General features: G+C 70.3%; 14 protein-coding genes. 5 read left to right on the forward strand and 9 right to left on the reverse strand.

Going from position 1 to position 14,662, the window contains the following annotated elements; translation table 11 throughout:
* The first annotated feature begins 7 nt into the window (after positions 1–7).
* The 3 genes from GLP40_RS03720 (at position 8) to GLP40_RS03730 (ending at position 3,613) form a co-directional block, all read left to right on the forward strand.
* Complete coding sequence (locus tag GLP40_RS03720; RefSeq protein ID WP_154786439.1) at positions 8–478, forward strand: NUDIX hydrolase; 471 nt, start codon at positions 8–10, stop codon at positions 476–478.
* A gap of 5 nt (positions 479–483) precedes the next feature.
* Positions 484–1,827, forward strand: a complete 1,344-nt coding sequence (locus GLP40_RS03725; protein ID WP_328289646.1) for an MFS transporter — start codon at positions 484–486, stop codon at positions 1,825–1,827.
* A 121-nt stretch (positions 1,828–1,948) separates the two neighbouring features.
* Positions 1,949–3,613: a DUF4185 domain-containing protein gene (locus GLP40_RS03730; protein ID WP_154786440.1), complete on the forward strand. Its 1,665-nt coding sequence runs from the start codon at positions 1,949–1,951 to the stop codon at positions 3,611–3,613.
* Between the two features lie 30 nt (positions 3,614–3,643).
* Here the strand turns inward: GLP40_RS03730 and GLP40_RS03735 are convergent, their stop codons facing one another.
* From GLP40_RS03735 to GLP40_RS03745, 3 genes are read right to left on the reverse strand one after another with little or no spacing between them, the layout of a single operon-like run.
* Positions 3,644–4,507: a 5-oxoprolinase subunit C family protein gene (locus GLP40_RS03735; protein ID WP_154786441.1), complete on the reverse strand. Its 864-nt coding sequence runs from the start codon at positions 4,505–4,507 to the stop codon at positions 3,644–3,646.
* Complete coding sequence (locus GLP40_RS03740; RefSeq protein ID WP_154786442.1) at positions 4,504–5,229, reverse strand: 5-oxoprolinase subunit B family protein; 726 nt, start codon at positions 5,227–5,229, stop codon at positions 4,504–4,506. Before GLP40_RS03740 ends, GLP40_RS03735 begins: the two co-directional genes overlap by 4 nt.
* Positions 5,230–5,245: 16 nt before the next feature.
* Positions 5,246–5,998: a LamB/YcsF family protein gene (locus GLP40_RS03745; protein WP_154786443.1), complete on the reverse strand. Its 753-nt coding sequence runs from the start codon at positions 5,996–5,998 to the stop codon at positions 5,246–5,248.
* Positions 5,999–6,080: 82 nt separating this feature from the next.
* Between GLP40_RS03745 and GLP40_RS03750 the strand changes: the two genes are divergently transcribed.
* A complete protein-coding gene (locus tag GLP40_RS03750; RefSeq protein WP_230329223.1) occupies positions 6,081–7,040 on the forward strand; it encodes an NAD-dependent epimerase/dehydratase family protein in 960 nt (319 codons plus the stop codon).
* 13 nt (positions 7,041–7,053) lie between these two features.
* Here the strand turns inward: GLP40_RS03750 and GLP40_RS03755 are convergent, their stop codons facing one another.
* The 5 genes from GLP40_RS03755 to GLP40_RS03775 all read right to left on the reverse strand — a co-directional run bounded on the left by GLP40_RS03755 (position 7,054) and on the right by GLP40_RS03775 (position 12,026).
* On the reverse strand, positions 7,054–8,223 hold the full coding sequence (locus GLP40_RS03755; RefSeq protein WP_154786444.1) for a sulfate/molybdate ABC transporter ATP-binding protein: 1,170 nt from the start codon (positions 8,221–8,223) through the stop codon (positions 7,054–7,056).
* A 225-nt stretch (positions 8,224–8,448) separates the two neighbouring features.
* Positions 8,449–10,068, reverse strand: coding sequence for a DUF885 domain-containing protein (locus GLP40_RS03760; RefSeq protein WP_154786445.1), 1,620 nt, complete (start codon positions 10,066–10,068; stop codon positions 8,449–8,451).
* Positions 10,069–10,078: 10 nt separating this feature from the next.
* Positions 10,079–10,849: an ABC transporter permease gene (locus GLP40_RS03765; protein WP_154786446.1), complete on the reverse strand. Its 771-nt coding sequence runs from the start codon at positions 10,847–10,849 to the stop codon at positions 10,079–10,081.
* Positions 10,849–11,592: a molybdate ABC transporter substrate-binding protein gene (gene modA, locus GLP40_RS03770; protein ID WP_154786796.1), complete on the reverse strand. Its 744-nt coding sequence runs from the start codon at positions 11,590–11,592 to the stop codon at positions 10,849–10,851. The genes GLP40_RS03765 and modA overlap by 1 nt, the downstream gene beginning before the upstream one ends.
* A gap of 20 nt (positions 11,593–11,612) precedes the next feature.
* Positions 11,613–12,026, reverse strand: a complete 414-nt coding sequence (locus GLP40_RS03775) for a TOBE domain-containing protein (protein WP_328289647.1) — start codon at positions 12,024–12,026, stop codon at positions 11,613–11,615.
* 140 nt (positions 12,027–12,166) lie between these two features.
* On the opposite strand from GLP40_RS03775, the gene GLP40_RS03780 reads away from it, so the two are divergent.
* A complete protein-coding gene (locus GLP40_RS03780; RefSeq protein WP_154786448.1) occupies positions 12,167–12,994 on the forward strand; it encodes a hypothetical protein in 828 nt (275 codons plus the stop codon).
* Positions 12,995–13,055: 61 nt separating this feature from the next.
* Here GLP40_RS03780 and GLP40_RS03785 read toward each other — a convergent pair whose 3' ends face one another.
* A complete protein-coding gene (locus GLP40_RS03785) occupies positions 13,056–14,492 on the reverse strand; it encodes a CCA tRNA nucleotidyltransferase (protein WP_328289648.1) in 1,437 nt (478 codons plus the stop codon).
* Positions 14,493–14,662 lie beyond the last annotated feature (170 nt).

Below are 14,662 nucleotides of genomic sequence, written 5' to 3' on the forward strand. Positions count from 1 at the left end.
CAGGGGGATGCGACCCGAGGTACTCGCGGGCATCGAACGCGAGCTCCGGCAGCAGGCCGAGAGCGAGGGGATCGCTCATTTCGTGGTGGGCGTGGCCGTCTTCCGCGACGCAAAATTGCTGGTCGTACGGCGTGTCGAGGAGGGCTCGCACGGGGGGATGTGGGAACTGCCCGGCGGCGGAGTGGAATCCGGGGAATCCTTCGCCGACTGCGTGGCCCGCGAGCTGTTCGAGGAGACCGGCCTGCGGGTCGTGCGCATCACCGATGTGCTGGGCGGATTCGACTACGCCACTCGCACCAAATCCCGAGTGCGGAAATACAGCTTCGTGGTCGAGGCCGCGGCCGGCGAGATTCGGCTGGACCCCGGCGAACATGACCGCTACCAGTGGATCGACGCCGACACCGTCGACAACCTGCCCATGGCCGACGATATGCGGGCAGCCGTCTTCGCGCTGGTCACCACGCACCCGTCCCGGTGATCGCCGTGTCGTCACCGCCGCCGGCCACGCCGCGCACCCGGCTGGCCGCGGCCGCCACCGCGCTGCGCGAGAATCCCGGCACCCTGCGGTTGACCATGGTCCGGGTGGCCGGGCAGTTCGGCGACGGCATGTTCCAGGCCGCGCTCTCCGGCGCCATCCTGTTCAATCCCGAACGCCAGACCGATCCGCTGGCCATCGCGGGCGGCTTCGCGGCGCTGCTGCTGCCGTATTCGATCATCGGCCCGTACGCGGGCGCGCTGCTCGACCGCTGGGACCGCCGCCGGGTGCTGCTGTACGCCAATGTGCTGCGCGCGATCCTCATCATGGTGACCGCGGCGGGCCTGCTGGCCGGGATCCGCGCCACGCCGCTGCTGCTGGGCGCGCTGGCCGTGGTCGGGGTGAGCCGCTTCGTGGGGGCCGGCGTATCCGCGTCCCTGCCCAAGGTGCTGTCCCAGCGCTGGCTGGTCCCGATGAACTCGGTGCTGGCGACGGTGGCCTCGGGGTGCGCGATTCTGGGCGCGGGTCTGGCTTTCTCGATCATCGGCCTGATCGGCGCGAGCGACTTCGCTTCGGCGGTGGCCACGGCGGCCAGCGCCTCCGGCTCGATCGTCGGCGGGCTGGCGGTGGCCGGATTCGGGGCGCGCGCACTGGGACCCGACCGCGGCGAGCAGACCGGCACCGCGGGCGGATGGGGCACGGTGCGGGCCATCGCCTCGGGACTGCACGAGGGCGCCACCGCGGCCTGGCGGTCGCGAGAGGTGACCACGGCCTTCCTCGGCATCGGCGCGCACCGCATCGTCTTCGGCGCGGACACCCTGTTGATGGTGCTGGTGCTGCGGCGCGGCGACGAGGCCGCGGTGGGAACGCACCTGGCGAAGTTCAGCGCCGCGATCACCGCCACCGGGGCGGGCATGCTGACGGCGGCCGTGGTCGCGCCGGTGCTGATTCCCCGGCTCGGCCGGCCGCGGACGGTGGTGACCGGGCTGGTGACGGCGATCGTGGTGCAGCTGGGACTGGTCACGCCGATCACCATCGCCACCGGGGACACCGAGCGGCGGGCCGAACTGCTGTTGCTGGCGGCGGCCTTCCTGCTCGGGCTGGTGGGGCAGGTCATCAAGCTGACCGGGGACGCGGCCATGCAGATCGATATCGACGATGCTCATCGCGGGCAGGTGTTCTCCCTACAGGACACGGTCTTCAACATCACCTTCGTGCTGGCGCTGGCGGGCACGGCGCTGTGGATTCCGGTGGACGGCCGGTCACCGGCGGTGGTGGGGGCCGCGGCGGCGGTCTACGCCGGCGGTGTCCTGGCCATCGCGGCAAATTCACGCCGACAGGTCGGTCCATAGCCGGAGGCGAATATCGGCTCGGTCATCCCCTCCGGCGACACGGCGCGCGAGCACGCGGCGGATCCGGCCCGAACGGCTACGGTGGACCGGATCCGATCTCGGACGAGGAGAAGCACCACGGATGACTGCGCGGCGCTCCGAAGCACCTGCGACCCTTGCGCTCTCGAGCCTGGCCATGGCCGGGGTCCTACTGCTGCCCGCCGCGCCCGCCACCGCGAATCCGTTGGCCCCGTGGGCCCCGCCGCCGCTGAACGCCTGCGGCGAAACGGGATTCGATCCGCTGGCCCGCGAGCCGAACCCGGATGTCCCGCTGCCGCAACCGCCGGCGCCCGACACCACCATCCACATTCAGGTGCCGATCCCGCAGTTCACACCCGTGCCAGTCCCCGGACCGCGGCAGGACAACACCCGCATCACTCCCGCGCCACTGCCCGCGGACCCGTGCGTCAATCCGTGCCCGGACATTCGCAACGACCAGAGTCCCAGACCGGAAAACCTTGCGCCCCAGCACGATCCGGCCGATCCCCCGGAGGATTCGGCCGACTCCTCCGGTGATCCGGGCACCGGCGACGACGCACCAGCACCACAACCGGCGCCCGAGCCCACCCCCGCACCACGGGCCGACAGCGGATCGGGCGGGATCCAGCTGCCGCATATCCAGATAGACCAGATTCCCGAAACCGTCCCGATCCCGATACCCGGCGGCGATCCGCAGGAACCGCAACCCCAGCCCGCCCCGGCCATACAGCCCCCGGCTCCCGCGCCGGTCGCCGCGCCGGTGGCCCCACCCGCGCTCGACTCGCTCGCACTGGTGAACCAGGTGACCGGGCACGGCTCCACCAATCGCACCGATATGCGCTGGTCGGTGGACGGTACCGACCTGGGCATCATGTGGGAGTCCAAACCCGGGCAGATCGCGGTCGCGTTCGGCGATACCTTCGGCAAGGGCTGGGGGCCGGTCGGCGCGGGCACCCCGGATCAGGACTGGCGCAGCAACTCCATCGCCTTCAGCAGCAATCGCGACCTGTCGCGGGGCCTGCGGCTGGACACCTTCGCCCAGGACAGCCGCTGCCACGCGGCCGAGATCCTGAGCAGCCGCAAGGTCGACAACTTCGAGATCACCACCATCCCCACCTCCGGCTTCGCGCTGAACGGGCGGCAGTACCTGACCTATATGTCGGTGGCCCGCTGGAGCCGCCACAAGCCCGGCATGTGGTGGACCAATCTGGGCGGGCTGGCCTGGTCCGACGACAACGGCAGGACCTGGACCAAATCCGAATGGGCGCGCTGGGACAACGTCTTCGGGCTCGGGCGGTTCCAGGTCATGAGCATGACGCCGCACCACGGATACGTCTATATGTTCGGCACGCCCAACGGCCGGTTCGGCACCATCGCGCTGGCCCGGGTGCCCACCGACCAGGTGCTCAACAAATCGGCCTACCAGTACTGGATCGGCGACACCTGGGTGCCCGCCATCGGGCCGGACGACTTGCTGGCCACGCCGGTCGTCTCCGGGACCGCGGGTGAACTGTCGGTGCGCTTCGACAAGTCGACCGGGCAGTGGCAGATGCTCTACCTGGATCTGGACCGGCACGCCATCGTGCTGCGCACCGCCGCGGAACCGCAGGGCGCCTGGACCGATCCGGTGACGCTGGTCGACTCCAACGACTATCCGACGACCTACGGCGGGTACATCCATCCGTGGTCCAGAGGGAAGAACCTGTACTTCACGATGTCGGCGTGGAACAGCTACAACGTGTACCTCATGCACGCGACGCTGAAGTAGCCCAACGGAATCCGCGGCGACGCGGGCAGATCAATCGGGCCGGCGGAACCGCACGGCCTGACCGGGCCGGGCCTGTGCGATGGCGTCCACGTCGGCATCCACCACCACGGCGATCACCGGATAGCCGCCGGTGATCGGGTGATCCGCGAGGAAGACGACGGGTTGCCCGCTGGGCGGCACCTGCACCGAGCCCAGAGCCATACCCTCCGTGGGCAATTCGCTCGCCACACTGCGCCGCAGCGCGGGTCCGTGGCGCCGGTCCAGCCGCGCGCCGATCCGGTCGGTGTCCGGGGACACCGACCATTCGCCCGCGAAAAGCGCTGTGGCATCGCTGAACCAGTCCGCGCGCGGGCCCGGCACGGCGCGCACGGTGAGCAGGTCGTTGCCCAACGCGGGCACCGGCGCGACATCGACGATCGGCAGCGTGCGTGGCGGCTTCCCGACGGGTAGGAGATCCCCGGGATGCAGGGGTTCCGGGCCGATGCCGGAGAGGGTGTCGCGGCTGCGGGAGCCCAGCACCGGCGCGACCTCGATACCGCCGCGCACCGCCACATAGGTGCGCAGACCGGTGCCGGCGAAGCCGAGCCGAAGCCGCTGTCCCGCCTCGATTTCCAGCACGCTGGCCGGGCCCATCGGGCGGTCGTCGACCGTGACGGGGGCGGACGCGCCGGTCACCGCCACCGTGACGTGCCGGTCGGCCAGCAGTTCCAGACCGCCCAGCAGCACCTCGATGCCCGCCGCGCCCTCCGGATTCCCGACCAGGCGATTGGCCAGCCGCAGCGAGGCCCGGTCCGCGGCGCCGGCGGCGCCGACCCCCGAATCGAACCAGCCCGGGCGGCCCAGGTCCTGAATGGTGGCCAGCGGGCCCACCCGTTCGACACGCAATCCGCTCATGTGTCCGTCCCCGCTTCCACGAACCGGACCCGGGTGCCCGCGCGCACCAGGGCGGGCGGCTCCCGATCCACATCCCACATCGGCACGTCGGTGGTGCCGATCAACTGCCACCCGCCCGGACTTCGGCGCGGGTAGACGGCGGAGTAGCCGCCCGCGAGCGCGACGGCTCCCGCGGGGATGGCGGTGCGCGACTGCGTGCGCCGCGGAACGATCATGCGGCCGTCCGGTGATTCGAGATAGCCGAAGCCGGGCGCGAAACCCACGAAGGAGCAGCGCCAAACCGTGCCGGTGTGCTGGGCGACGACCTCGGCCTCGGTCAGCCCCAGCAGGCGCGCGACCCGGGGCAGGTCCTCGCCGTCGTAGCGGACCGGGATGACGACGGGCTCGCCGCGGAAGCCGTCGCCGCGCGGGTCGACAACCGGATGGCCATCCGGACGCCGGCCCGGCAGGCCCCGGTCGCCGACTGTCACCCGGGCGGCGGCATCGAAACGAACCAGCAAGGCCCGCAGCTGCTTTCGCACCGTGTCGGCGGCGTGCGGTGATTCCAGGATCACCAGGACCGTGTCGGCGGCGGGCAGCACGTCGACCACCCCCGCCGGGCGCGGCCGCAGCGCCGAGACCAGCTCGGCGACCATGGCGCGCAACGGTGGAATCACCAGCAGCGCACGGTCACCCGCCGCCCGCACCTCGCCGAAACGCTCGATATCTCCGGAATCGGTCATGGCCGTCCACCCCGAATCAGGCGAAAGCCCGCACGGGCGTGCCGGATTCGTCGAGAGCGGCGCGAATCCGGCGCGCCATCTCGACGGCCGCCGGGGTGTCTCCGTGCACGCAGATGCTGGTGGCCGAGACCTCGACCGTGGCGCCGTCCATGCTGGTGGCCTTCCCGACCCGCGCGATCGACAGCGCCTGCGCCACCGCGGCCTCCGCGCCGAGCACGGAACCCGGCAACCCGCGCGGTGCGAGCAGGCCCTCCGGCGTGTAGGCGCGATCGGCGAAACCCTCGCCGACGAACGGAATTCCGGCGGCGAGCGCCGCACGCTCGAGTTCGGTGGCGGCCGGGCCGAGCAAGGCCAGCTCCGCGCCGAATTCCCGCATGGCCGCGACGATCGCATCGGCCAGCGCGCGATCGGCGGCGGCCTGGTGGTACAGCGCGCCATGGGGTTTCACGTAGCGCACCCGGTCGCCGGCGGCGCGGGCGAAGCCGTCCAGGCTCCCGATCTGATACAGCGTCTCGTCCCGCAGGTCGGCCGGGGCGATGGCGATGGCGCGGCGGCCGAACCCGGACAGGTCGCGATGACCCACGTGCGCGCCGATGCGCACGCCCTTCTCCACGGCCAGGGCGCAGGTGCGGCGCATGATGGCTGGGTCCCCGGCGTGGAAGGCGCAGGCGATATTGGCACTGGTGACCACGTCCAGCATGGCGGCGTCGTCACCCATGGCGTAATCGCCGAAACCCTCGCCGAGGTCGCTGTTCAGATCCAGCGTCATATGCGTCCTCCAGCTGTCGTCGTGATCCGATTGTGGGCGCGCTCGCCTCCGACGACAAGGATGTCACGACAAAAGCTGTGTCATGGATCACACTAGCGCGCTGTCACTTCCGGTGGGCATTCCCTGTCCCATGGACATGAACGACACCGAGAACGTCCTCCTGGCCGGTGCGAGCGGAGTCCTCGGCGGGCATATCGCCCGCGCTCTGCGGCAACGCGGCTACACGGTTCTGTCCCTGGGCCGCGGCGCCGGCAATGATGTGGTCGCCGACCTCATGAACCGCGACCAGCTGTTGCGCGCCGTCGAGGGCCTGACCGTCCACACGGTCGTGCACGCGGCCACCGCGCTGCGCAAGGCGGCCATGCGGCACCGGGACATGTTCGCCACCGACGACCTGCGTGTCACCGGCACCGCCCACCTGGTGGAGGCCGCACAGCTCGCCGGGGCGCGGCGCATGATCGCCGAATCCATGGTCTTCGGCTACGGCTACCGCGACTTCGGCGACCGAGTCCTCACCGAGACCGACGACTTCGGTTGCGGCGGCAGGGGATCGGACGTACGGCACCTGGAAGGCATGCGCGTCAAGGAGGAGCTCATGCTGAACACCCCTGGCATCGAGGGGATTTCACTGCGCTTCGGCCTCTTCTACGGGCAGGGCGGCACCGAATCGATCGTGGAGATGCTGCGCAAGCGACAGCTGCCCGCGGTGAACGACCGCGGGCGGGTGCTGCCGTGGGTCGATCTCGCCGACGCGGGCGCGGCCGTGGCGGCCGCCGTCGAGGACGGCACGCCGGGCCAGGCCTACAACATCGTGGACGACAGCCCGCTCGGATTCGGGGCGCACCTGCGGCTGGTGACCGCAACCTTCGGCACGCCCAGGCCCTTCACCGTGCCCGGCGGTCTGCTGCGGCCCCTGTCCTACCTGTACGAGATGACGCGGGCGAGCATGCGGGTCTCCAACGCCCGGGCCAAGGGCGAACTCGGCTGGAAGCCGCAGTATCCGAGCTGCGCCGACGGCCTGCGCGCGCTGGCGGCGGCCTGAACGCCGACGCACGTCAATACGGATAGACCTCCACCTCGGTCGCCTTCACCGCGAAATACACCTCCATCCCGGGGGCCACGCCCAACTGGGCCACCGCGGCCGGCGTCAGATCCGCCGCCAGGCCCGCTGCCGCCCCCGGACCGTCCACCGCGCGCACCCGCACGATTCCACCGCGATCCTCCAGTTCGGCCACCCGCACCCGGAACACATTGCGGGGACTACCCTCCGGATGCTCGAGGTGCACCGCCACGGCCACCGGCGAGAACACCGCCGCCGCCCGGCCACCCGGCGTCCACGCGCCCTCGGACCTGCCGACGACCTCGGCCGTCTCGTCCGTGACCGCCCCCAGACCGGCGCTGCCGCCGCTCGCCGCCGAACCCATGATCAGATTGACTCCGGCGATCCGAGCCGCGAACCGGCTGCGTGGGCGCGCCAATACCGCTGCCACCGAACCGGACTCGATGACGCGGCCGGACTCGATCACCGCGACCCGATCGGCCAGTGTCACCGCGTCGATGATGTCGTGCGTCACCAGAATCGTCGCGCTGGGCCGGGCATCCGGCAGCGCGACGGCATGCGCGCCGACCTCCCACCCACCGGCGAGCGATGCGGCGTCCGCGCTACCGGGCGCGGGTTGCCGCAGAACTTCGCGGAGCAGCGCCCGCATGGCGGGCGCCGCGGTCACATCCAACGCGGCCATCGGCTCGTCCAGCAGCAATATCCGCGGGTGCACGGCCAACGCGCGAGCCAAGGCCACGCGCTGCGCCTGACCGCCGGAAAGAGAATCGGGGGACCGGTCCGCGAACCGCTCCGCGTCCACCGCCCGGAGCCATTCGCGCGCCAGCGCGGCAGCGGCTCGACCACCCATACCCCGGCTGCGCGGCCCGAACGCCACATTCGCGGCCACCGACAGATGCGGGAAGAGCAGGGCGTCCTGCGCCAGCAATGAGACGGCCCGCCGATGCGGCGGCACCGCAACGCCCTGCGCGACATCGGTCAGGACACGGTCGCCCAGCCGGACTTCTCCCTCGTCCGGAACCTCGAGGCCGGCGACCACATCCAGCAGCGTGGACTTACCCGCCCCGTTGGGTCCGAGCACCGCCAGCACTTCACCGACCGGAACGTCCAACTCCACCTGGAAATCCCGATCCGCGAGTCGCGCTGACACCATCAGTCCGCTCATCCGGCCCTCCCCGAACACGCCACGTCCCGCATCCGGCTCCGTACAGCGGGACATCGGGCGCGACAGCCTGCTCCGCAGCATGCGCGCGAGACCACCGTCCCGGTCCGGCGCACATCGATCGACGGCGGTGCATCGACCGGACGTCGCCGACCAGGCGCCCGCGAGGCAGAACCGCAGCAACCGCTGTCACAGCGGGCGCGGCACGATGCCGGGCAGGTCATCGAATCAGCTCCCGTCGATCCGGAGGAGGGTGCGCAAATGGCGCGGGGCGGGGGAGCCGTGGGCGAGCATGGCGTCGTGCCAGTCGCGCAGGGCGGTGGCGGCCGGGCGGGCGGCGGCTATCGAGGCGACCTCGGTGTAGCCGACGAAATAGGTCGACAGCTGGGTGGAGCTGAGCAGGGTGCGTCGCCACTTGCCGGCCGCCTCGCCCTCCTCCTGGAGGCCGCGCTCCCGCATCAGGCGCATGGCGTCGGCCTCGGTCATGCCATCGCAGTGCACCGACTGGTCGAGGATGGCGTTGATGGTCATGCGCAGGTGCGACTTCAGCTGCTGCATCCGGACCGGCAGGCCGCCGAAACCGGTGTCGGCCATGAGTTTCTCGGTGTAGACGGCCCAGCCCTCGATGAAGGTGCCGCTCCAGCACAAGGCGCGGACCGGGGTCGAACCGCGGAAGCGCCGGGATCGGGCCAGTTGCAGATAGTGACCGGGCATGGCCTCGTGCACGGTCAGATTCCGCATCATGTGGTCGTTGTATTCGCGATAGAACGAGATCACTCGCGCGGGCGACCAGTCCGCCGGGGTCGGCGCGATGGCGAAGAAGGTGGGGAGCTCGGCGGTTTCGAGCGGACCGACCGGATCGCAGTAAGCCACCGCCATCCCGCGCGCGAACTCCGGCATCTCCTGGATGACCAGCGGATCCTCGACCAGGGTGGCCAGATCGTGGGCGCGGACGAAGGCGGTGGCCTCGGCCAGGGCGTCGGTGGCGACCGCGACCACGGTGGCATCGGTCGGATGGTCGGCCGACAGCCGCTCCAGCGCCCGGCGGACGGTGCGGTCATCGGGATTCGAGATACCGAGCAGTTCGCCTGCGGCGGAACGGATCTCGCCGGTCAGCTGGTCCAGATGCCGAAAGGCGCGATCCAGGATCTCCCGAGAGCCCAGCTCGGTATCGAGCGTGTGCCAGAGCTTGGCCTCCCACAGCCTGCGGCCCAGGCGCGGGTCACGGTCCGCGCCGTCCAATCGTCCGGTGAGCCAGGTGAGGAATTCGTTCAACGCCGAAATCGCCTCGGTGGCAGCGGGTTCGATGGCGAAGCCGGGCGCTTGCGCGGCCAGCGCGGGCACTTGGTCGCGCACCAGCGCGGCCACCCCGCCGAACTGGCCGATGGCCGTCTCGACGTGCACGCGCGGTAGGTCGCCGAGCACCGCGCAGGCAGTGGCCAGCGCATCGGGCAGCGCCGTCAGCCGGGCGCGCAGCGCCTCCAACCGGACCTCGGCGGGAGCGAAGGGACGCGACAACAGGTGGTACAGCAGCGGTCCGGGGTTGTGCACCAGCGGATTCCACTCGTGCTCACGGATCTCGGTGAGCGCGAACAGCGTGCCGTCGACCTCCTGCTGCAGCAGCGCGAGATCGACCCCGTCCTCGGGGGCGAGATCGTCTGCGTCGACCTCCGCCAGCGTGTGCGAGGCCTCGCGCAGCAGGCCGACGCGCCCGCGCACCGCCTCGGGGGACCAGTCGGGTAGCCGAGAGTCGGCGCGATGGTCGCCGACCGAGGCGGCCAGCTGCGGATCGGCGGTCAGCAGCGCATCGACGATGCGCTCGGCGCGGGACACGAAGATCGGCGACATGGCAGTCACGCTAGCGCGCTTCCGGCCGGCGATACGCCACCAGCACGATCACGGCGGCCACCAGCACCAACAGCAGCGAAAGCGCCACGGCGGCATCCGGATCGGACTCGCGCTGGAGGTAGATCTCCAGCGGCAGGGTGCGGGTCCTGCCCTGCAGGCTGCCCGCGAAGGTGAGCGTCGCGCCGAACTCGCCCAGGGCGCGGGCGAAGGCCAGGATCGTGCCCGACACCAGGGCCGGGCGCAGCAGCGGCAGCGTCACCCGCCACCACACCAGCCACGGCCGCGCTCCCAGCGTCGCGGCGATCCGTTCGTAGCGGTCACCCGCGGTGCGCATGGCGCCCTCCAGCGTGATCACCAGGAACGGCAGCGCCACGAAGGTCTGGGCCAGCACCACGGCCGTCGTGCTGAAGGCGATGCGGACGCCGAGCGACTCGAGCTCATGGCCCACCGGCCCGTTCCGTCCGAACAGGTACAACAACGCCAGGCCACCCACCACCGGCGGTAATACCAAGGGCAGCAGCACCAGCGCGCGCAGCACCGGCAGCACGCCCCAGCGCGAGCGGGCCAGCACCGCGGCCATCGGCACGCCCAGCAGCACGCACAGCACCGCGGCCGCCAGCGAAGTGCGCAGGCTCAGCAGCAGCGCCACCCGCGAGGACTCCGAGGTGATCAGGTCCAGGAAATGCGACCAGTCCACCGCCCCGGTCAGCGCTACCAGGGGGCCGGCCACCAGCACGAAGCCGATGGCCGCCGGCAGCAGCAACCAGACCGGAGGTTTCATCACGGCAGTCCGAAACCGGCCTGCCGCAGCGCCTTCCGGCCGTCCGGCCCGGTGACCAGCGTGACGAAGTCCTTCGCGGCCTCGGCGTTCTTCGAATCCGTTACGGCGGCGATGGGATAGACGTTCACCGCGGTCGACGACTCCGGAAAGTTCACGGTGGTCACCTTGGCGCCCGCACCCGCGGCGTCGGTGACGTAGACCAGGCCCGCGTCGGCCTGTCCCGAGGTCACCTTGGCCAGCACGTCGGTCACCGAGGACTCCTCGCTCACCGGCGAAATCGACACATTCGCAGCGGAAGTCACCTTCCTGGCGGCCGAACCACACGGCACCTGCGGCGCGCACACCACCAGGCGCAGGTCCGGCTTGGACAGATCGGACAGCGATCCGATGTGCGCCGGATTACCCGGCGGCGTCACGATGGTCAGGGAATTGGTGGCGAAGGTCTGCGGTCGGTCGGTGATCCGGCCGCCCTTGACCGCCTTGTCCATGTTCGCCTGATCGGCGGAGGCGAAGACATCGGCGGGCGCGCCCTGGTTCAACTGCGCCGCCAGATCCGAGGAGCCAGCGAAGGAGAAGGCCACCCTGGTGCCGGGATGCGCGCTCTCGTACTGGGTGCCCAGCTGGGTGAACACCCGCTGGAGCGAGGCGGCCGCGAACACGGTGATCGTCTTGGTGTCACCGCTGGTCGACGAGGAACCACAGCCCGACAGCAGGCCCGCGCCCAGCACCGCGGTCGCGGCCAGGGCGGCGCCCGACCTGGAACCTAGGCCACGCCACCGGTTTCCGCGGCGGTCTCCACCACGACCGTGGTGGCCTTCACGCTCGCCCACGCCACGCTGCCTGGTCGCAGCCCCAGCTCGCGCACCGACTCGCTGCTCATCAACGACACGACTGTGAACGGTCCGCATTGCATCTCCACCTGTGCCATCACGGTATCGGTCACCACCCTGGTGACCAGTCCCGGAAACCGATTGCGTGCCGAACTGGCGCTACCCATCCGGGTCTGTGGAGTGCGGGCTTGCTCGACGGCCAGTTCCGCGAGCTCCTTGCCATCCACCACCAGGCGACCGGACTCGTCCTTGCGCGCGGACAGCATGCCGCCGTCGATCCAGCGGCGCACGGTGTCGTCGCTGACACCCAACAGCCGGGCAGCGTCGCGAATCCGAATGTCGGGCACAGAAGGGAGGATATAGCCGCAACTGCGGGACATACAATCCGATTACTCCGTGGATGCGGAACATGAAACCTCGAATAGCGCTACTGTTCAGTGTCGTGTCGGTGGCGCCGACGCCGGCGGCCAGTACGCTCGAAGCAATCATGGCCACGTATTTCGATCCGAAGGCCTGGTCACCCTTGCGCGCGGTGGACCTGGGCATGGACCTCGGAAGACGCCTGTTCGACCAGAGCTGGCTGGATCAGTGGACGAGTTTCACCACCGCCTGGCTCGAACCGGCCGCGGACTTCGGAGCCGGGACGGTCACCGCGCTCATGCCCGACGTGCTCATGACCCTGCTGTCGGAAGGCATCCTCAGCCAGTTCGGTGGGCAGGAGGTCAAGGCCACCCTGCTCGGCCACGATCTGCGGGCCACCCTGCATACGCTGAAGGTCCGCCGGCGCGGTGCGCACTTCCAGACCAAGACCGTGCTCACCGGTCTGCTCTGGAACACCCATCCGATCGAGGAACTGACCGTCATCGCCCACGGCGTACGGCTCATCCCCGGCGTCCCCACCAAGGTGCGCACCTCACAACTCGACCTCAGCGGCGTGATAACCCTTGCGGCACTGCTGGACTGGATCAACACCTGGCAACCCGACTGGGAACTCGAACCCGCCGCCGACGGGCTCATCCTCGCCCGGCACCGCCGCCGCCGGATCCGGGCGCTGGCCGCGGCCGAGATCACCGACAATGTGCTGTCCATCACCGTGCACCGCGCCCACTGGCGAAAAGTGCGCGCGCCCAAGCGATTCACCACGCTCAACCCGATCCCGTTGTCGGGCCTGCCCAGTCAGGCGCGAATCAGCCGGGCCGAGCACGTCGGCGAGCACGTCTTCTTCACCGTCGACCTGCCCGGGGTGACCGGATCGTTCGACCTGGCCCAGATTCGAGCGGCCATCGTCGCGGGGACGACGCTCATCATCTTCTGAGCGGGCCCCGTCATCCCGGCATGTTCTGGGCCGGGCCAGAAGCGCGCCGGAATGGGCGACCCTAGGACTGCTGTGTCGGCCACCACTCGAGCAGGGCCGCCTCGGCCTCTTCGCGGGTCATCGGACCGCGGTCCAGGCGCAGTTCCTTGAGGAAGCGCCACGCCTTGCCGACATCCGGGCCCGGCTTCAGGTCGAGCAGCTCCATGATCGAATTGCCGTCCAGGTCCGGGCGCACCCGTTCCAGATCCTCCTGCTCCCGCAGGCGCTCGATCCGGGTTTCCAGATCGTCGTAGGTCGAGCGCAGCAGGGCGGCTCGGCGCTTGTTGCGGGTGGTGCAGTCGGCGCGGACCAGCTTGTGGAGGCGGGGGAGCAGCTCGCCGCCGTCGGTCACGTATCGCCGCACCGCGGAATCGGTCCACTGGCCCTTGCCGTAGCCGTGGAAGCGCAGGTGCAGGTACACCAGCCGCGCCACGTCCTCGGTGAACTGCTTGGGATATTTCAAGGCGCGCATGCGCTTTCGCACCATCTTCGCGCCCACCACCTCATGGTGGTGGAAGCTGACACCGCCGCCGGGCTCGTTGCGCTTGGTCGGCGGCTTGCCGATGTCGTGCAGCAGCGCGGCCCAGCGCAGCACCAGATCCGGATCACCCTGCTCCTGGTCGATGGCCTGGCGCAGCACGGTGAGCGAATGCTGGTAAACGTCCTTGTGCTGGTGGTGCTCGTCGATCTCCAGCTGCATGGCCGGGAGCTCGGGCAGCACCCGTTCGGCCAGACCGGTCTCGACCATGATGTCGATGCCCTCGGTCGGGAATTCGCCGCCGATCAGCTTGTCCAGCTCGGTGCGCACCCGCTCGGCAGTGATGCGGTCGATCTCCGGGGCCATCTCGACGATCGCCTCACGCACCCGCGGCGCCAGCCGGAAGCCCAGCTGCGAGACGAAGCGCGCGGCGCGCAGCATGCGCAGCGGGTCGTCCTGGAACGAATCGTGCGGCAGCGCCGGCGTATCCAGCACCCCGGCCAGCAGCGCCTCGATGCCGTTGAGCGGATCCACGAACTCCAGTTCGCCCAGGCCGCCGATGCTCACCGCCATGGCGTTCACCGTGAAGTCGCGGCGGATCAGATCGCCCTCGAGGGTATCGCCGAAGGTGACCTCCGGATGGCGTGAGACCCGGTCGTAGGTGTCGCTGCGGAAGGTGGTGATCTCCAGCTGCTGCCCGGCCCGGGACGCGCTGACCGTGCCGAACGCCAGGCCGCCGGTGTCCCACAGGTTGTCGGCCCAGCCGCGCATGAGTTCCTGCACCACCTCGGGGCGGGCGTCGGTGGTGAAGTCCAGATCGGTGCCCAACCGGCCGAGTACCGCGTCGCGGACACTGCCGCCGACCAGATACAGCCGATGACCGTGCGCGGCGAACAGTTCACCCAGCGGGGTCAGGACATCCGAGAGCCGTCCCAGGGTTATCGCGGCCGCCGCCAGCAAGCGAGTACGACGATCCTCCACGGCTGCTTCCTCGGACTTCGGCGAAACCACGAAAACGCAGCTTAGTCGCTAGGGGGCCCGATCCCCGAAAAGCGCCCGGCCACGGCCGGTGAGCACCCGGCGTGCCGCGCCACGACCGGTGTCTACCTGCTACGAGAGCTCTGTATATATAGGAGCCACCGCGCTGGGGC

This window comes from Nocardia aurantiaca (assembly GCF_009708175.1).
GTDB lineage: Bacteria > Actinomycetota > Actinomycetes > Mycobacteriales > Mycobacteriaceae > Nocardia > Nocardia aurantiaca.